Source organism: Halomicrococcus pelagicus (genome assembly GCF_051917725.1).
In the GTDB taxonomy this organism is placed as follows: domain Archaea; phylum Halobacteriota; class Halobacteria; order Halobacteriales; family Haladaptataceae; genus Halomicrococcus.
In genome coordinates this window covers 778,968-795,552 of sequence record NZ_JBQBLX010000002.1, presented here as the reverse complement: position 1 = coordinate 795,552, position 16,585 = coordinate 778,968, and the positions used below count along the sequence as shown (strand labels likewise).

The 16,585-nt window shown below is 70.0% G+C and carries 17 protein-coding genes; 6 read left to right on the top strand and 11 right to left on the bottom strand.

Annotated elements, in window-relative coordinates:
* On the bottom strand, positions 1–897 hold the full coding sequence (locus ACTF4R_RS08945; protein ID WP_440007503.1) for a transporter substrate-binding domain-containing protein: 897 nt from the start codon (positions 895–897) through the stop codon (positions 1–3).
* 128 nt (positions 898–1,025) lie between these two features.
* A complete protein-coding gene (locus tag ACTF4R_RS08940) occupies positions 1,026–1,505 on the bottom strand; it encodes a COX15/CtaA family protein (RefSeq protein WP_113275165.1) in 480 nt (159 codons plus the stop codon).
* A gap of 319 nt (positions 1,506–1,824) precedes the next feature.
* Between ACTF4R_RS08940 and ACTF4R_RS08935 the strand changes: the two genes are divergently transcribed.
* Positions 1,825–2,994 carry an NAD-binding protein gene (locus tag ACTF4R_RS08935; protein WP_440007502.1) on the top strand — a complete coding sequence of 390 codons (1,170 nt, stop codon included), beginning with the start codon at positions 1,825–1,827 and terminating at the stop codon, positions 2,992–2,994.
* A gap of 65 nt (positions 2,995–3,059) precedes the next feature.
* On the opposite strand, the gene ACTF4R_RS08930 is transcribed toward ACTF4R_RS08935, so the two are convergent.
* Together ACTF4R_RS08930 and ACTF4R_RS08925 are read right to left on the bottom strand one after the other, a co-directional pair.
* Positions 3,060–4,580 (bottom strand): universal stress protein, encoded by a 1,521-nt coding sequence (locus ACTF4R_RS08930; protein ID WP_440007501.1) that lies wholly within the window; start codon positions 4,578–4,580, stop codon positions 3,060–3,062.
* 83 nt (positions 4,581–4,663) lie between these two features.
* The gene (locus tag ACTF4R_RS08925; protein ID WP_433623213.1) at positions 4,664–5,392 is read right to left on the bottom strand and encodes a nucleoside phosphorylase; all 729 of its coding nucleotides are present in this window, start codon (positions 5,390–5,392) and stop codon (positions 4,664–4,666) included.
* A 147-nt stretch (positions 5,393–5,539) separates the two neighbouring features.
* Here ACTF4R_RS08925 and ACTF4R_RS08920 point away from each other — a divergent pair, with 147 nt between their 5' ends.
* On the top strand, positions 5,540–5,680 hold the full coding sequence (locus ACTF4R_RS08920) for a hypothetical protein (RefSeq protein ID WP_440007500.1): 141 nt from the start codon (positions 5,540–5,542) through the stop codon (positions 5,678–5,680).
* Between the two features lie 18 nt (positions 5,681–5,698).
* On the opposite strand, the gene ACTF4R_RS08915 is transcribed toward ACTF4R_RS08920, so the two are convergent.
* Positions 5,699–6,163 carry a DUF5812 family protein gene (locus ACTF4R_RS08915; protein ID WP_440007499.1) on the bottom strand — a complete coding sequence of 155 codons (465 nt, stop codon included), beginning with the start codon at positions 6,161–6,163 and terminating at the stop codon, positions 5,699–5,701.
* A gap of 48 nt (positions 6,164–6,211) precedes the next feature.
* On the bottom strand, positions 6,212–6,793 hold the full coding sequence (locus tag ACTF4R_RS08910; RefSeq protein ID WP_440007498.1) for a DUF8056 family protein: 582 nt from the start codon (positions 6,791–6,793) through the stop codon (positions 6,212–6,214).
* 135 nt (positions 6,794–6,928) lie between these two features.
* Between ACTF4R_RS08910 and ACTF4R_RS08905 the strand changes: the two genes are divergently transcribed.
* Positions 6,929–7,402 carry a pyruvoyl-dependent arginine decarboxylase gene (locus ACTF4R_RS08905; protein WP_440007497.1) on the top strand — a complete coding sequence of 158 codons (474 nt, stop codon included), beginning with the start codon at positions 6,929–6,931 and terminating at the stop codon, positions 7,400–7,402.
* 50 nt (positions 7,403–7,452) lie between these two features.
* Positions 7,453–7,911 (top strand): universal stress protein, encoded by a 459-nt coding sequence (locus ACTF4R_RS08900; RefSeq protein ID WP_440007496.1) that lies wholly within the window; start codon positions 7,453–7,455, stop codon positions 7,909–7,911.
* Positions 7,912–7,915: 4 nt separating this feature from the next.
* Here ACTF4R_RS08900 and ACTF4R_RS08895 read toward each other — a convergent pair whose 3' ends face one another.
* The 4 genes from ACTF4R_RS08895 to ACTF4R_RS08880 form a co-directional block, all read right to left on the bottom strand.
* Entirely contained in the window at positions 7,916–8,746 is an 831-nt protein-coding gene (locus ACTF4R_RS08895; protein WP_440007495.1) for a ZIP family metal transporter, read from the bottom strand.
* 104 nt (positions 8,747–8,850) lie between these two features.
* On the bottom strand, positions 8,851–10,935 hold the full coding sequence (locus ACTF4R_RS08890) for an outer membrane protein assembly factor BamB family protein (RefSeq protein WP_440007494.1): 2,085 nt from the start codon (positions 10,933–10,935) through the stop codon (positions 8,851–8,853).
* 96 nt (positions 10,936–11,031) lie between these two features.
* Positions 11,032–12,279, bottom strand: a complete 1,248-nt coding sequence (gene rbcL, locus ACTF4R_RS08885) for a type III ribulose-bisphosphate carboxylase (RefSeq protein WP_440007493.1) — start codon at positions 12,277–12,279, stop codon at positions 11,032–11,034.
* A gap of 124 nt (positions 12,280–12,403) precedes the next feature.
* A complete protein-coding gene (locus ACTF4R_RS08880) occupies positions 12,404–12,574 on the bottom strand; it encodes a hypothetical protein (RefSeq protein ID WP_433623199.1) in 171 nt (56 codons plus the stop codon).
* 86 nt (positions 12,575–12,660) lie between these two features.
* Here ACTF4R_RS08880 and yjjX point away from each other — a divergent pair, with 86 nt between their 5' ends.
* Positions 12,661–13,173, top strand: coding sequence for an inosine/xanthosine triphosphatase (gene yjjX / locus ACTF4R_RS08875; protein ID WP_440007492.1), 513 nt, complete (start codon positions 12,661–12,663; stop codon positions 13,171–13,173).
* Here the strand turns inward: yjjX and ACTF4R_RS08870 are convergent.
* A complete protein-coding gene (locus tag ACTF4R_RS08870; protein WP_440007491.1) occupies positions 13,170–14,993 on the bottom strand; it encodes a flippase-like domain-containing protein in 1,824 nt (607 codons plus the stop codon). The genes yjjX and ACTF4R_RS08870 overlap by 4 nt on opposite strands.
* Before the next feature lie 364 nt (positions 14,994–15,357).
* On the opposite strand from ACTF4R_RS08870, the gene ACTF4R_RS08865 reads away from it, so the two are divergent.
* On the top strand, positions 15,358–16,482 hold the full coding sequence (locus tag ACTF4R_RS08865) for a GNAT family N-acetyltransferase (protein ID WP_440007490.1): 1,125 nt from the start codon (positions 15,358–15,360) through the stop codon (positions 16,480–16,482).
* Positions 16,483–16,585 lie beyond the last annotated feature (103 nt).

The following is a 16,585-nucleotide window of genomic DNA, read 5'->3' as shown; positions in this document are numbered from 1 at the left end:
TTATCCGCCCGTGGTCGTCGTGGTCGTCTCCGCGGTGGCGTTTCCGGCGGTCGTGGTCCCCTGACCGCGTTGCACGATGCTCTGGGGCGGGTCGCCGGGGAAGTACTCCGTGTATATCTCCGCGTAGCGCCCGCTCTCGATGACGGCGGCGAGCGCCTCGTTGACCTGCTGGCGGAACTCGTCGTCGTCTTCGCGGAAGGCGATGCCGTACCGCTCGACCGTGAGCGTCAGGTACGGCGGCGCGTTCTCGAACTCCCTGGCGGCCTCCCCTTCGCCCTCCAGCATGACGATGTTGTCCCTGTCTTCGGTGTACTGGAGGTTGACCGCGTTGTCGTTGATGACAGCGACCGCCTGCCCGTTTATCAGGGCGCTGAACGCGCCCGGAATCTGGTCGTAGCTGTCGACCGTGAGGTCGCCGTCGAACTGCTCTTTCAGTTCCTGGGCGGCGGCCTCCCCCGTCGTCCCCTTCTGGACCGCGACCGTCTGACCCCGCAGGTCCTGGAGCGACTCGACGTCGCTCCCCTGCAGTATCGCGACGGTCTGGTAGGCGATGAAGTACGGGTCCGAGAAGTCCACCTTCTGGTCGCGCTCCTCGTTGATCGTCATCGCCGACATGATGATTCGGAAGTTGCCGTTGTTCAGACTCGGGATGATGGTGTCGAACCCGGTCTGGACGAACTCGTACTGCCGGTCGAGTTCTCCCTGGAAGATGGCTTCCGCCATGTCCACGTCGAACCCGGTGAGGTCGCCGCCCTGGGTCCGGTACTCGAACGGCTTGTACGGGATGTCCGAACCGATGCGGACGACGCCTCCGTCGTCCTGCGCGCCGACCGTCCCGGCGACGGTCAGTCCCGCGATAGCTCCCGCGCTCCCCCTGAGAAAGTTGCGTCTGTGCATTCCGTGTTCCCCCGCGAACAACATGGTCGATGGCAGTATATAACTTTACTATCAGTTACCCGGGAGTGGGGGCTAAAACTTTCCTCGGGGGGAGAAAATCACGGCGAGGAGCCGGAGAGACGTGTCCCCTAATCGTCGGAGGGGTAGCCGTCGGCCGTCTCGGTCGCCGAGGCGGTCTCCGCGCGCGGTTCCTCGTACGCCCACAGCGTCGCCGCCAGCAGCGCGGCGAAGATGACGAGCGCCGCGGCGTGGTGGGCGACCTGGACCCAGACCCCGTAGAACAGCACGGTCCCGCCGCCGAGCAGTATCTGGACCGGGAGGACGACCAGCGCCAGCGTCGCGGCCGCCCGGATGCGCGTGCTGTCGTAGTACTTCCACGCGCCCCACGTCGTCCCGAGGATGAAGAAGCCGGTTATCATCGCCACCAGACGGTGGAACCACTCGATGAACCCCGGCACCGTCTCCCAGAGGAGTCCCCCGGCACAGAACGGCCAGTCGGCGCCACAGGACAGGCCCGCGCCGGCCGAGGCGGTGTAGACGCCGAGCAGGATGAGCGCGAAGGTCAGCGCCGTCGTGACCGCGAACAGCCGACGGAGTCGAGCCCCCATCAGGCGTTCACCTCGATTGGGTCGGTGCGTTTCATTCCTATTCGAGAGCGTTGGGAGGCGGCGCACTTAGGTCTGTCCGACCGCGATTCCAGCGCTAACTCGGCACGGTCGGACGACCGGCGGTGCGCTTCCGACGGCGGTCGTCTTCGACCGGTAGCGGCCCCGTTCGTATCTCCGCACAGACACGGGGGTGTTAAATATCCCGTCGGCCGCAACGGGCGAGCGTTCTCGCCGGGACCGTCCCGGCCGGAACTCGCCGGCGTACGGCAGACGGGACGCGTACCGACAGGTTCTCCGGGCGAGGAGTAGAACGCGAGGTATGGAGGTGAGCGAGTGGCGCGACCGCCACGGTGGCCGGATTACCGTCGGACTGACGACGGCGGTGGCGGCGCTGTCCATCCTCGTCGGCATCGTCAACATCACGCCGACGCCGCTGCGGCCGTACCCGGGCGTCGTTCCGTCGGTCGCGTCGCCCGTCGCCGAGCAGATAGCCGCGTTCACCGGCGTTCTCACCGGATTTCTCGTCCTCACCGCCGCGTTCGCGCTGCGACACGGGCTCAGGAGCGCGTGGTACGCCACGCTGGTGTTGCTCCCCGTGACGGCGCTCCAGGGGCTCGTCCAGGCCAGTCCGCACTCGCTGCTGCTCGTCGTGCTCTCGCTGGTCGCGTTCCCCGTCGTGTTCGCGAACGGCGGACGATACGACCGCCCGACGACGCTGACTGACTCCCAGCTCGCCGCCGGGGCGGCGCTCGTCGGCGTACAGCTGTACGGCACCGTCGGCACGTACGCGCTCCGCGACGAGTTCCGGGGCGTCGTCACGCCGATGGACGCACTCTACTACACCCTCGTCACGTCGAGCACCGTCGGTTACGGCGACGCGACGCCGACGACCCAGAGCGCCAGGCTCTTCGGCATGTCCATCGTCGTCTTCGGTGCGGCGAGCTTCGCGCTGGCGCTCGGGACGCTGCTCGGCCCCGCCATCGAAGCCCGCCTCGCACGCGCTCTCGGACGAATGACGACGAAAGAGCTCGAACTCCTGGAGGACCACGTCCTCGTACTGGGGTACGGACGACTGCTGACCGAATCGATTCTCACTGACATGGCCGACCGGACGTCGTTCCTGGTCGTCACCGAGAACGAGGAGGCCGTCGTGGAGCTGTCCGACCGCGACCTGAACGTCCTCTCGGCGGACCCGAGCGACGACGAGGTGCTCCAGCGGGCCGGCGTCGAGCGGGCGCGCGCCGTCGTCGTGGCGACGAGCGACGACGCGGAGGACGCGCTGGCCGTGCTGACCGCCCGCCATCTGAGTTCCGACATCCGCATCGTCGCCGCCGCCGCGGAGCGGGAGAACGTGGAGAAACTGCGGCGCGCGGGCGCCGACGTGGTCGTCAGCCCCGCGGTCATCGGTCGGCTCGTCGTCGAGTCGGCGCTCGACGGACGGGAGGGCGAGTCGACGGTCGGTCCGACCGACGTCGAAGCGGACGAGTGACCGCGGCCCTCGCGGGTCGTCGGTGGCTCGCGCCAGACGGCGAAGCGAGCGTCGCGACGCCGCGGTCACGGCCGATGGACGACGGCGACGTCGCAGTCGAGGTCGCCGATGCGCTGGAACGTCGGCGGTGCGACGAACCGCGAGGCGGCGCTGCGGTCGGTGCTCGCGCCGATGATGAACAGGTCGTAGTGGTCGTCGTTGGACGCCAGGAACTCCTCGATGTCGCTCCGGGCGACCCGCGTCTCGAACGAGCCGTCGAACGCCTCGACGAGGTCCGCGAGCATCGACTCGGTGGAGCGGCGCTCCCCCTCGCGGTCGATACACGTGCAGACGCCGACCGCCCCGCCACGGCCGACCAGCCGCCGCGCGAAGTCTATCATCGCGTGGGCCGTGTCGCCCGCCCGGCGAACCGGCACCAGCACGCGCCGCCACCGCCGCCGGGGCTCGCTGTCCGGCGCGGGGCGGTACGCGACGGCGTCGACGGTACCGCCGAACAGGGTCCGGACGAACCCCGAGAGCCCGCCCCGGTACTCCTCGTACGGCGTGACTATCAGGTCGCAGTTCATCTCGTGGGCGGTCCGGAGGACGGTCTGGCCGGGGTTCGAGCCGTCGCCCGCGACGACCACCTCGCAGCGAACGCCCAGCTTGGTGCGGATGCGGTGGGCCTGGGTCTCCAGCCGTTCGGCGGCGTCGTCGGCCGCCTGCGCCTCGGCGACGTCCTCCTCGGGGTCGAGCTCCGACGTCTCCGGGTCGACGAGCGTCGTGTCGGTCGCCGCCTCGGTCGAGAGCGTCTCGGCGGCCTCCGCTATCGCGCGGTCGTCGACGACGTCGACGAGGACGACCTTGCCGGCGTCGTGGGCCGCAGCGAGTTTCGCCCCGAACATCGCCGCTGCCTCGGCGTCCTCCCCTCGCATCGGTACGAGCACCTGGTCGTCGCCCTGCGTCGACCGGTAGAGGTAGCGCTCGCGCTGTTCGTAGAACTCGCTCCGCCAGAAGGAGAACGCCACGGCGACGACGCTGCTGGCGACGAACACGGAGCCGGCGTACTGCAGCAGGAAGTCACCGACGGTCCCGGAGTTCGAGAACACCGGCGCGATGAGCGCCAGCAGGGCCGTCGAGAACGCCGACGGCTCTTCGAAGTCGAACGCCCACGTCACTACGCCCGTGAGGAAGATGGTGAGCGCGGCCGCCACCGGCGAGACCCGCAGGGAGTCGGTTCCCAGCGGATCGTGTAGCGCCGTGTGCATGGCGACCCAGATGGCCGCGGTACCACAGAGCGCGCCGGCGGTCAGCCCCGCGACGAACTTCGTCGGCGAGGCGTACTTCCCCTCGGGGTCCGCGAACAGCGTGAACGTCCCGGACGCGAGCGGCGGGAAGAGGACGAACGGGAACACGTCTCCGGTGTTCGAGATGACCGTGACCGCCGCGATGAGGACCGGGACGAACAGGAGCACGGAGATGTGGACGAGATTGCTCGTGTGTTCGAGCCACGCGGCGAACTCCCGGAGCTCGCGCCGTTCGACTCGCCTGGCCCGCTGGAGCCACGGGCGGACGACGTCGAAGAGGTCCCGTAGTACTCCGGACATCTGGCTAACACGAGCACGCTGGCACTCAAAAACCTGACTGACCGGCCGGGAGCGGTCGCGAGCGGCCGTCGGGCGACCCCGGCTTACAGCGACGTCACGGCGTCGAGCGAGATGCGAATCGCGCGCTCGACGTTGTCCTTCGCCTTCTCGGGGAGTTCCTCGTCCTCCGTGTCGGTTCCCTTCTGGGTCCCCTCGACGAGGTTGCCGTCGACGGTGCAGATAGCGCCCGCGGCCATCCCCTTCCGGCGGGCGATGGAGAAGACGGCCGCGGCCTCCATCTCCACGCAGAGGATGTTCGCCGCCTCCCAGTCGTCGACGTACTCGTCGGTCTCGGCGTAGAAGGCGTCGTCGCTGGCGATGGGTCCGACGTGGACGTCCTCGCCGTTGGCTTCTGCGGCGTCGACCAGCGACGAGAGCACGTCGTAGTCCGGCACCGCGGGGTACTCGACGGCCTCGTAGCGCTCGCTCGTCCCCTCGTTTTTCGCCGCGCCCGTGGCGACGACCATGTCCCCGATGTCGATGTCCGACTGGAGCGCACCGGTCGTCCCGACGCGAATCACCGTCTCGACGCCGACGGCGTGCAACTCCTCGACGGCGATGGCGGCGGACGGACAGCCGATACCGGTCGAGCAGATGGTCAGCGGCGTCCCCTCGAACTCCGCGTTGACTACCTTGTACTCACGGTTCTGGGAGACGACCGTCGAGTCGTCGCACTGGTCGGCGATGCGGTCGACGCGCCCCGGGTCGCCCGGGATGAGCGCCACGTCGTTCAGGTCGCCCTCCTCGACGAGCAGGTGTGGCTGCGTTGCCATGCGAGTGGGTTCCGGCGAAGCCGGCAAAAAGCGTCCGGGTTCGCGCCGCGCTGGGAAACGAGGTCGCGGCGGCGCGCGACCCAGGCGCGCTCGCCGGCCCCGGACGACCGCACAAGGCTTATGTCCCGATTGGGATACGTGTCATTCATGTCACACTGTCCCGACTGCGGAGAGGACGTGACCGAACTGACGAAGAGCCGGGTCGCCGCCGACCACACGTTCAGCGCGGCGACCGTCTGGGAGTGTCCCCACTGCGGCGCGGTCCTCGGAGTGAGCGACAACGGCTAGGACCGCCGGTACCCGCCGTCAGGGCATGTACCGGACGCTCACGACGCCGTCCTCCGAGCGCACCTCCACCCGGGCGACGCCGAGGCGCGCCGCCCGCGAGAGCGTCCCCTCGTCGTCGAGCACGTCGGCCGCGGCGTCGTCCGTGTCCTCCGGCGGCACCGAGAGGACGTGGATCTCGCCGGTGCCGGCCCGCTCCTCGCGGGCCACGTCGCCGACCGCCTGGTCGGCGGCCAGTTCGCGCTCCCTGGCGGTCGGCGGTTCGTCGCTCGCCTCGACGTCGAGCGACCACTGGTCGTCTATCTCCACGACCGTCCACGTCACCTCCATCGGCGGTTCGGGTGCGACCGTGGCCTCGACCGCCTGGTCGACGTCGACGCCCGGATTCGTCGAGAGGGTGTGGACCTGCCCGTCGTGAACGTCTTTCAGCACCGCCGAGTCGTCCTCGGCGTGCGTGACGAGGAACGTGCTGGTCTTCTCGGTCATGGGCGAGCGTAGACGCCGACGCTTCTTCGGGGTTGCGTTCGTCGGTCGTCAACCCAGCAGTCGGTGGACGACGACGACGAGTGCGGCGCCCACGACCGGGGGAGCGAGCCCCCACAGCGGAGGGAGCGAGTAGAGGAAGGCGCCGACCGCGCCGGGGTCGGCCGACTGGAACTGCGGCGGCACGGAGATGGCGATGCCGGCGTACAGCAGGACGACGAAGGCGACGCCGGTCAGCGCGTGCGCGGCGTCGTAGCCGGGCGTGCTCTCGCCGCGACGGTGGCGACGCGCGACGAACAGCACGGGCGCGAACAGCGGCCCGAGGACGAACAGCGCGACGACGCCGAGGAACGCGTTCGCGGTGGTGACCAGCGCCGACTGGCCGACCGTCGCCAGGAACCAGCTCAGCAGTCCGAGCGCGAACACCAGCGCCAGCGCGGCACCGAGGAGGAAGCTAAAGAGCGCGTACAGTCGGAACAGCGTCGACTCCGACCGACCGAACCCGTACCGGAACGCCCCGAGCAGGCCGGAGTACCCCTCGTCTCCGTCCTCGTCACTGGTCGACCCCTCGGGACCCGGCTCGTCGGGCGGCGCTTCCCCGGGCGACTCCCGGGTCGCGGCGGTGTCGCTCATCACGTCCGAATCGGGGTCGAACGCAGGTAAATGGCGCGACTCCGCTCTCCCCGGTGACCGGCGGCCCTCCCGGATGCGCGGCGTCCGACCGTCCGAAACCGACAGACCCTTTCTCGAACGCACGAACCGCCAGGTATGAGCACCATCCGGGTCGTCTGGGGGACCGCCGCCGGGCCGACGAAGATGTCGTCGTACGACGCCGCGCTCGCGGACGCGGGCGTCCACAACTACAATCTCGTCCCCGTCTCCTCGGTCGTCCCCGCCAACGCGACCGTGGAGTCGGTCGGCACCGCGCCGGACCTCGGTCCCGCCGGCCAGCGTCTCACGGTCGTCGAGGCGGCCGCGACCCGCGCCGGCCCGGGACACGTCACCGCCGGTCTGGGCTGGACGACGGGCGACGGCCCGGGCCTGTTCTACGAGGCCGCGGGCGAGACCGACGCCGAGACGGTCGAGGAGCGCGTACGGACCGGGCTGGCCGCCGGCCGGGAGTTGCGCGACTGGGACTTCGCGGACGAGGAGACGAGGACAGTCGAGACCGACGCCGAGTCGGGCACCTACGCGAGCGCGGTCGTCCTGGCCGTCTACGGCGAGAGCGAACCCATCTGTTGAACCGCGAGCGACCACGACCGCTTATGTCGGCGGCCGGCGTGTGCGATGGTATGGGGGAGCACGTTCTCGTCCCGATGGACGGCTCGGACCAGTCCAGGCGGGCTCTGGAGTACGCGTTCGGAATGGAGGACGTCGACGTCACCGCCATCACCGTCGTCGACCCCTTCGACATCGACCCGCTCACGCCGGGCTACCAGTCCCCGGTCGGCAAGTCCGGGATGCCGGGATACTCCCAGGAGTGGTACGAGAAGCAGTGGGACAACGCGAAGGAACTCCACGAGGAGGTGCGCGAGAAGGCCGAGAAGGCCGAGGAGTTCGATGGGGAGTTCGAGAGCGTCGTCAAGATGGGGAAGCCGTCGAATCTGATACTCCGGTACGTCGAGGACCACGACGTCGACCAGCTCGTCATCGGAGCGTCGGGGGAGAGCGGCCTCTCGCGCATCCTCATGGGGTCGACCGCGGAGTCGGTGACGCGGCGCTCGCCCGTGACGGTGACGGTCGTTCGGTGAATCGCTACCGGGGAGCGACGACGAGCCAGGCCACGAAGACGACGACGGCCCCGAGTCCGGTGCTGGCGACCGCGTGGGTGCGCAGGCGGTCGAGCAGAGCGTGGGCGTCCTCGCCGACGCTGGCAACCTCGTAAACGTCGCCGCCGAGTTCGCAGCGCGGGAGGAAGTCCATCGCGACGTGGAGGAACACGCCGGCGGCGAACCCGAAGACGAGACCGTTGACGGCGGGGCTGGTGGGGAGTTCGAACAGCGCGGAGAGGACGGCAGCGACGCCGACGCCGCTGGCCGGCAGCAGGAGCACCGAGACGGGTTTCCCGGAACGCCGGAGACGGTGGGCCGCGACGTACCCCGCCGGCCCCTTGTGGGAGACGATGGCGAGGCCGAGCAGGAGGCCCAGGTCCGGCATGTTACCGTAGACGAGGCCGATGATGGCGCCGGCAGCGAGCGAGTGGGCGGTCAGTTCGACCGCGGCGTGGTCCATCGGGAAGTCCATGTGGGTCGCCCGGTGGCCGATGGTGTGCGCGCCGAACCCGGTGAGGACGCCGAGCGCGATACCGAAGCCGCCGTACCGGGGATGGTGACCGATGGCGTCCGGGACGAGGAAGACGGCGGCGCTCGTTATCATCGCGCCGCTGGCGAGGCCGAACGCCCAGACGAGTCGGTCCACGTCGGTCGCGTCGCTCCTGCGCCCGCCGAGCACGGCCGCCCCCGCCATCGCCGCGAACGCGACCCAGCCGATGGTGACCACCTTCCAGAGGCCGGCCGTCGCCGCCAGCGCGGTACAGACGGCGAGCGCTCCCACCCCTGCGAGCCCGATTCGAGAGAGTTGCGGCATCGTTATTAAGACTATAGCAGCCATTAATAAGCCCGTCGGTCGCCGGCGATTCCGGTTCGTAGCCGGGGCTCGCCGAACGCACCGACCGCGGGGTCAGAACCGTCCTACGCGCGAAACGCCGCCCACCGGAGCTCGTCGTCGAACGTCAACGCCGACCGGTAGCGGTCGTCGGGGTCGTCGGCCGTCGCCTTCGAGAGGACGTCGTCCAGTTCGTCCGGGAGCGTCGCGTCCGACGACGTTCCGTCGGTCAGGACGGCGGCGGCGGTCGCACCGGCGCGATACACGTCGGTTCGCTCGTCCGCCGCTCCGCCAGCCACCTGCTCGGGCGCGTCGTACGGCGAGGGTTCGCGGCGGTCGACGAGCGCGGCGGCGAGCGCCCAGTCCCCGACGTGGGTCGCGTCGTCGTCGAGGAGAACCGCGCCCGGCGCGAGTCCGCCGTGAACCAGTCCGTCGCGGTGCGCCCGGTGGACGGTCGCGTTCACGGCCGACAGCGCGTCGACTCTCTCGTCGAAGGACCGGTCCCAATCCGCGAGCGTCCCGTCGTAATCGGGCAGTTCGACCCAGTCGTCGCCGCGGTCGAGCACCGGGACGACGCCCGGCCGGTCGCCGAGGTCCGCCCAGCGCTCGACCGCTGCGCGGAACGTCCCGGTGAGGTCCGGCTCTGTCAGGCGTTTCCGGACGACGACGCGGGGGCCATCGTCGGTGCGTTTCCTGACGCGGTACGTCTCGGTGAACGCGCCGGCGTCGAGACGTTCGAGGCGACCGTACTCCGGTTCCGGGGCCGCGTCGTCGTCCGCCGCCGGAACCTCGCGCTCGTCGCCCTCCTCGTCCTCCCCGTTCAGCCGTCGGTACGCCGCGAACGCCGCGGTGCCGACCAGGGTCCCGGACAGGACGAGACCGCTTCCCGAGGTGAGAAACGTCGTCGCGTCCTCGACGGCCGTCGCGAGGAACGGCCGCGAGCGTTCGAACCCGTGTAGTGCGTCCCCGGTCCCGAAGACGACGCGCCGTTCGCCGACCACCGCCGACACCGGCTCCGCGTCCCCCTCGAACGACCACTCGACGGTGCCGTCGGCGGCCGACAGAGCGTAGAGACCGTCGTCTCCGGCGACGTACGCGACGCCGCCGCGCACGCCGCCCCAGTTCGAACGGATGCCGGTCCGGCCGCCGGCGTCGAACGTCCACCGCTCCGACCCCTCGTCGACGTTCACGGCGTGGAGGGTGCCGGCGTACGTGCCGGCGAAGAGCGTTCCGTCGGCGACGACCGGTGTCACTCCCTCCAACGACGCCCCGTCGTACGTCCAGCGCTTCGTTCCGTCGCGAGCGTCGACGGCGTGGAGCGACGAGTTGCCCCAGAGATACAGCGTCGTCCCGTCGAGGAGCGGTTGCGAAATACCGGCTACCGGCGTCGTCCACGCAGTCGTGCCGTCCGCGGCGTCGAGCGCGAAGAGTCGCCGCTCGTCCACGCAGTAGGCGTACTCGTCGTCGGCCAGCACCACGTACGACCGCGTTCCGTCCCGGGGGTCGCGGTGCCATTGCCGCGTTCCGTCTCCGGTCGAGACGGCGTAGACGCCGCCGTTCGCGGTGACGTAGACCGACTCTTCGGCGACGATCGGACGCCCGAACTCGTCGTCGCCGGGTTCGAACGCCCACTGCTGCTCGCCGGACTCGGCGTCGACGGCGACCACCCCGGAACGGCGGGGCGAGAACACCGTCCCGTCCTCGACGGCCGGGACGGGGAATCCGGAACTGTCCCCCGGTTTTCGCCACAGTTCGTCGCCGCCGTCCGCGTCGAGGGCCACGAGTCTCCATCCGGAGTCCGCGCCGTTCGCCGGCTCGGTCCTGATGCTGACGTACAGCGTTCCGTCGACGACCTTCGGGGGCAGGGCCGCGGACTGGAGGTCGTACGACCACGTCACGTCGCCGGTGCCGGCGTCCACCGCGTAGAGCGCGCCGTGGGCGTCGCTCTCGTTGGACCTGGTGAAGCTGACGGTGGCGTACGCCGTCCCGCCGGTCAGAGCAGTGGGACGGAAGTGGCCGGCGTCGGGCGGGGAGACGGTCCACTCCGGCGTCGGTCCGTCGCTCGTCGTTCCGGTCGTCGTCTCGGCGCTACCGACCGCGGCGGACGCGCCGGCCGTCCCGACGGTGGCGACGAACGCCCGTCTGGAGAGCGGATGGGTGGAGGGCTCCATGGACGTGTCAACTTCGACACGTTATTTATAATTGACGTAGCGAATCGGGGGCGTGACAGCGGCGAGTCGCCCCGGTCCGGCGACGGGCCGGCCGCGTTACCGCGGCGTGTCGGTGCCCCACTTGTCCAGCGCCGTTGCGAGTTCGGGGTTGTCGTCGGCGTACTCGGTGAGGGGGACGCCCTCCATCGTCGCGTCGATGGCCTGCCGGAGCGCCTTCGCGCCGGCGTGGGTGCCGTCGGGGTGGCCGTGGACGCCGCCGCCGGCCTGGATGCCGATGTTGTTGCCACAGCGGTCCATCAACTCCGGGACGAGGCCGGGGTGCAGACCGCCGGAGGCCATCGGCAGCACGTCGTTCATGCCGTAGAGGTCCGAGTAGAGCCACTCGTTGATGCCGACCGTGTCCTCGTTCTCGAGTTTGCCGAGGTCCGCGGTGCCGGTGTGGATGTGGTCGACGCCGCAGAGCCGGGCGACCTGCGCGATGGTGCGCATCGAGACGCCGTGGTTCGGCACGCGGTCGAAGGCGGCGTGCATCGCGCGGTGGGCGTGGATGGCCAGGCCGAGTTCCTCGCAGCGCTCCCGCACCGTCTGGACCGCGGCCCAGCCCGTCGTGACCACGTCGACCATGACGTACTCACAGCCCTGCTCGGAGACGGCGTCGGCGCGGTCGAGCATCGTGTTCGCGTCGGCCGTGATGTTGACGAGGTAGCTCTTCGGTTCGCCCGTCTCCTCCTCGGCCTGGTCGCGCCGGGCGAGGCTCTCGGCGAGGCGGTCCTCGAAGGGGTTGAACGTCTGGTCGGTGAGGTTCTCGTCGTCCTTCAGCAGGTCGATGCCGCCGGTCCAGGCCTCGTAGCCGATCTGGGCGTGCTGGTCGGTCGAGAGGCCCACCTTCGGTTTCGGCACCGTCGCGGTGATGGGTCGGTCGCCCGCGTCGAATATCTCGTTGCGAACGTCGGTGCCGAACTGCGGTCCGGGGAAGGAGGTGGCGAGCTTCTCGGGCCACTCGCAGTCGTTCAGCCGGATGCGCTCGACCGCCTTCATGCCCAGGATGTTGCCCGCGATGCAGGAGAGCACCTGGGCCATGTTGCCGTCCTCGAACAGTTCGTCGGGGTACGCGACGCCGACGGTGTTCCCGTCTATCTCGAACGCGGTCGCGCTGAGGTCGGTGACGGAGCCTTCGACCTGCAGTTCCGCCCACGTCCCGTTCGACGACTCGGAGGCGACGCGACTCGCCGCCGACTCCATGTCCATGTCCGCGGCCGGTTCGACGTGGAACCAGCAGACGAGTTCCGAGTCGGCGGGGTCGTAGTCCAGGTCGAGGAAGTCTTCGTACTTGATGCCGGGCATACCATTGCTATTCGCACTCATACATTAAAAATCCGACCGCCGGACGGCGGGATGAGATGGACCGCGCCGTCCGCCGACGCCGTCGCCTCTGCGTCGCTTCCCCCGAGAGGGGTCGCCGCCGGGGCTACCAGAGGGTCCTGCCGTTCTCGTCCACCCGGCCGACGTACAGCAGGTGTGCGTACGGGACGAACGCGAGGAAGCTGTTGTCCGCGTCGAACAGCGTGATGCCGTTGTCGCCGACCTCGTAGTCCTCGCACTCTATCTGCTCGCCGTCCGTGAGCTGTGCCTTGAACATGATTACCCACACGACGGACGGGAGTGTAAAGCTGTCTCCGGGACGGAGTGGAAATCACCAAGTTCGTCCCGCGAGTCACCGCGACCATGCGAGTTGGCGTCGGCAGTCGGAATCCAGTGAAAGTCGCCGCGACCGAGGCGTCGCTCGGCGACCGGTTCGACGCGACGGTGGAGTCCGTCGCCGTCGAGTCGGGCGTCGCCGAGCAGCCGTTCGGCGAGCGCGAGACGGTCGCGGGTGCGGAGAACCGCGCGCGACGCGCCTTCGAGGCCGGGTACGACCTCGGCGTCGGTCTGGAGGGTGGCGTCGCCGAAGTCCCCGGAACCGAGGGGCTGTACCTCGTCATGTGGGCCGCGGTCACGGACGGCGACCGCGTCGGACGGGGCGGCGGCGTCCGCCTGCGACTCCCCGACGCGGTCGCCGAACGCGTCCGGGCCGGCGAGGAACTCGGGCCGGTGATGGACGACGTGCTCGGCGAGTCGAACGTGGCGCGAAACCAGGGCGCGGCCGGCGCGCTGACGGACGGCATCGTCGACCGCGAAGAAGCGCTCGCGGGAGCGGTGGCGGGGGCGCTCGGCCCCTTCGTCACCGACCACTACTAGTCGTCGAGCGACGTCGGGTCGGAGTCGACCGACATCTCGCTGCCCTCCTCGACCGCGGTGGTGAGCGAGACGTTGAGCGAGAACATCGACCCGACGCCGCCGACCAGCGTGACGACGTTCTTCACGGCGTGGTCGAGGATGGCCGCGCCGAGCGCGATCTCCCAGGTCAGCGGCGTGAGACCCCAGACGAAGACGGTGAACGCCGCCTCGTAGAGGCCGACGCCGCCGGGAGACAGCGGCAGCACCTTCGCGAGGTTCCCGACGCTGACGGCGAAGAAGCCGATGGTGACCAGCGTCACGGGGTCGAGCGCGACGCCCTCGAACGCGACGAGGACGAGCAGCGCCGTCACCACGTCCAGCGACCAGATGGCGAGGCTGCTCGCGCCGACGCGGATGAACGCGTCGCGGTCGCCGGCGACCGTCTGCACGTCGGCCGTGAACCGCTCGACGATGCCCGCCACGTGGTCCGCGTAGGAGTCGGAACTGACTCGCTGCATCGCGCCCCGGACGAGGTTCCGGTCGGAGCGCGCGCTGACGACGATGGCGACGACCGCGGCGATGGCCGCGAAGCCGACGCCGGCCGCGACGCCGACCGCGACCTTCGCCGCCTGCCCCTCCTTCGCGCCGATGACGGCCTGGACGAGTTCGGTAGCCTGGCCCGTGACGGTGAGCCCGAGCAGTACCGTGCCGGCCATGACGGTTATCGTCAGCAGGTCGAACACGCGCTCGACCGCCAGCGACGCGAAGCCGGTCGGGTAGGGGATGGCGCGCCGGGCTTTGACGACGTAGGCGCGAACCGCGTCACCGGCGCGAGCCGGGAACACGAGGTTGCCGGTCTGGCTGATGAAGATGGCTCCCGTCAGGAAGCCGGTGGTCTCGGTGTAGCCGAGTTCTTCGAGGATGTCGCGGTATCGCGCGCCGCGCAGCGGCCACGAGATGATGTAGACGATAGCTGCGATTCCGACGAGCACGGGGTTGGCGTTGCTCATCTCCGTCAGGACGCGCTCCAGCGGGAGGTACTTCCCCATCAGGAACACGGCCATGACTGTCAGCAGGACGCCGAACGCCATGGAGACGCGACGGCTGATGCGGGGCTGGACGGCGAACTCCCACCAGCACCGGAGTATCTGGCCCCCCATGCCGAACACGTCGCGAACGAGGTCGACCTTCGTGTCGCCCTTCGGCGTCCAGTCGACGGCGAACTCCTTGACCCGGTAGCCGCGGCGCTGGGCGCGCACCAGGACCTCCGTGTCCCAGAACCAGTGTTCGTCCTCCACGTTCTCCAGCAGGTCGAACAGGGCGGCGCGGTCGAACGCCTTGAACCCGCACTGGTGGTCGCGGAGTCCCGACCCGAGGAACAGTCGCGTCAGTCCGTTGAATCCCCGACTGGCGAAGTCCCGCTTCGCGGGCCGGTCGGCCTCGTCGCCGGGCATCCACCGCGAACCGGTCGCGACGTCGTACTCCCCCGAGCGAACGCTCTCGACGAGCTCTTCGAGGTGCCTCATGTCCGTCGCGAGGTCGGTGTCGAAGTAGACCAGCGTCTCGCCGTTCGCGGCCTCGAACGCACGGTTCAGGGCACCGCCGCGGCCGAGTCGCTCGTCGCTGTGGAAGTGACGGACGCGCGAATCTTCGGCCGCCATCCGGTCGGCGATGTCCGGCGTCCGGTCGTCACAGCCGTCCTCCGCGACGATGACCTCGAAGCTGTTGGAGGGCAGAAACGATTCCAGCGTGTCGAGGGTCGTCTCGACAGTGTTTTCGATGGTCGCCTCCTCGTTGTAAGCGGGGAGAACGACACTCACCTCTACGGAACCACCGCTCATTACTTGCCTATCTCACCCTCGCCCCGTAAGTAGCTTCTGCCCTCCCTCCGAGGTCACTGTGTGGTATACTCCCGCGTATCGGCCGCGTGACGTTCTCTGTCGGCAGCGCGAAAGCGGGGGCTACCGCCGACGGGACGGAGCGGCCGGTCGGCCAGGCCTCGCTTGTCGCACCGACTCGCGACGCGGCGACGCTCGCCCCGGTCGTCAGGGTCGACCTACCCGACCGAACGGTGGCCGGCGTTTTTGGTTCCGGCAGCCGTGCCGGTAGAGATATGCCGACAGGCCAGCGAAACCGACGACCGACGCCGTCGACCGAACCGCCCGCGAACCGGGTCAACGCGGGGCGAACGCCGGGGTGGTGAGCGTGGCCCAGAGCGTCCAGACGACCGACGAGACGTACGACGTCCGACTGTACGAACCCCGCGACCGCGAGGACCTGCTGGCGCTGTGGGACGACGTGCTCGGCAAGGAACCGGGCGCGTGGTTCGACTGGAAGTTCCGCGACAACCCCTACCTCGACGAGGTGCCAATCTGCGTCACCGAGTACGACGGCGAGGTGGTCGGCGCGCGTCCGAGCTTTCCCCTTCCCCTTCGCGTCGGCGACGACTCGCTGCTCGCGCTCGTCCAGGAGGGGGCGATGGTCCACGCGGACCACCGCCGACGCGGACTCTTCACGCGGATGGTCGAACACCTCTACGACCACTACGCCGACCGCGAACCTGCGGCGTCCATCGGGTTCCCGAACGACCGCGTCGTGAGCGCGCTCCGGAACCTCGACTCCCGGCTCTCGCTGTCCGGCGGCGTCGTCGACCGCCTGCCGATCTACTACCGCGTGCAGGACCCGGCGGCGATGACGGGCGACGGCGACCGCCCCGGGTGGCTGGCCCGCCTCGCGGGACCGGCGGTCCGGCCCTACCTCGCGGTCCGCGACGCGACCGCGCCCGGAGCCGACGACGTGACGATAGAGAACCGTCCCGGCGTCCCGGCCGCGACGCTCGCCTCGCTGGCCGGCGAGCACGCTCCGGCGGCGGCCCACGCCGCCCGCGACGAACGGTTCTACCGCTGGCGGTTCGCTCACCCCCGGTTCGAGTACGCGACCTACGTCGCGCGCCGCGACGGCCGGCCCGTCGCCGCCGTCGTCGCCGGGCGCGAGCGCGACGCCACCCCGCCGGTCGTCCACGTCTCCGAGGCGCTCCCGCCGACCGGCGAGCGCCCGGACGCCCTCTCGGCGCTGCTCGGCGAACTCGTCGCCGACAGCGCCGACGCCGCGCTCGTGGCCGCCGCCGGTCCCCGGCTTCCGGACCGCGTCCTGCTCGCCCACGGCTTCCTGCCCGACACGCGCGCACCGCTGTCGGCGGTAACGACCCCGGACAACTTCGTCGCCCGGCCGCTGACGAGCGACGACGTGGCGACGTGGAACAGAGACGGGGTCCGACTCTCGAACCGCGACGGCTGGACGCTGTCGTTCTGCGAGCGCGAACTCGGCTGACGCCGCGCTCGTCGGGGCGACCCGGACGGTCCGTCGTCGGGCAGGAACCCGGCGACTCGGACGGGCGCGGAGGTCCCGGGCGTGTCGACCCGGGGACGGTCCG

Excerpts from the sequence above, each read along its gene's own strand:
- yjjX (WP_440007492.1), top strand. The coding sequence starts at position 12,661 with ATGCGAGTTGGCGTCGGCAGTCGGAATCCAGTGAAAGTCGCCGCGACC.
- rbcL (WP_440007493.1), bottom strand. The coding sequence starts at position 12,279 with ATGCCCGGCATCAAGTACGAAGACTTCCTCGACCTGGACTACGACCCC.
- ACTF4R_RS08920 (WP_440007500.1), top strand. The coding sequence starts at position 5,540 with ATGTCACACTGTCCCGACTGCGGAGAGGACGTGACCGAACTGACGAAG.
- ACTF4R_RS08945 (WP_440007503.1), bottom strand. The coding sequence starts at position 897 with ATGCACAGACGCAACTTTCTCAGGGGGAGCGCGGGAGCTATCGCGGGA.
- ACTF4R_RS08925 (WP_433623213.1), bottom strand. The coding sequence starts at position 5,392 with ATGGCAACGCAGCCACACCTGCTCGTCGAGGAGGGCGACCTGAACGAC.
- ACTF4R_RS08870 (WP_440007491.1), bottom strand. The coding sequence starts at position 14,993 with ATGAGCGGTGGTTCCGTAGAGGTGAGTGTCGTTCTCCCCGCTTACAAC.
- ACTF4R_RS08890 (WP_440007494.1), bottom strand. The coding sequence starts at position 10,935 with ATGGAGCCCTCCACCCATCCGCTCTCCAGACGGGCGTTCGTCGCCACC.
- ACTF4R_RS08900 (WP_440007496.1), top strand. The coding sequence starts at position 7,453 with ATGGGGGAGCACGTTCTCGTCCCGATGGACGGCTCGGACCAGTCCAGG.
- ACTF4R_RS08910 (WP_440007498.1), bottom strand. The coding sequence starts at position 6,793 with ATGAGCGACACCGCCGCGACCCGGGAGTCGCCCGGGGAAGCGCCGCCC.
- ACTF4R_RS08940 (WP_113275165.1), bottom strand. The coding sequence starts at position 1,505 with ATGGGGGCTCGACTCCGTCGGCTGTTCGCGGTCACGACGGCGCTGACC.
- ACTF4R_RS08930 (WP_440007501.1), bottom strand. The coding sequence starts at position 4,580 with ATGTCCGGAGTACTACGGGACCTCTTCGACGTCGTCCGCCCGTGGCTC.
- ACTF4R_RS08905 (WP_440007497.1), top strand. The coding sequence starts at position 6,929 with ATGAGCACCATCCGGGTCGTCTGGGGGACCGCCGCCGGGCCGACGAAG.
- ACTF4R_RS08935 (WP_440007502.1), top strand. The coding sequence starts at position 1,825 with ATGGAGGTGAGCGAGTGGCGCGACCGCCACGGTGGCCGGATTACCGTC.
- ACTF4R_RS08880 (WP_433623199.1), bottom strand. The coding sequence starts at position 12,574 with ATGTTCAAGGCACAGCTCACGGACGGCGAGCAGATAGAGTGCGAGGAC.
- ACTF4R_RS08895 (WP_440007495.1), bottom strand. The coding sequence starts at position 8,746 with ATGCCGCAACTCTCTCGAATCGGGCTCGCAGGGGTGGGAGCGCTCGCC.
- ACTF4R_RS08915 (WP_440007499.1), bottom strand. The coding sequence starts at position 6,163 with ATGACCGAGAAGACCAGCACGTTCCTCGTCACGCACGCCGAGGACGAC.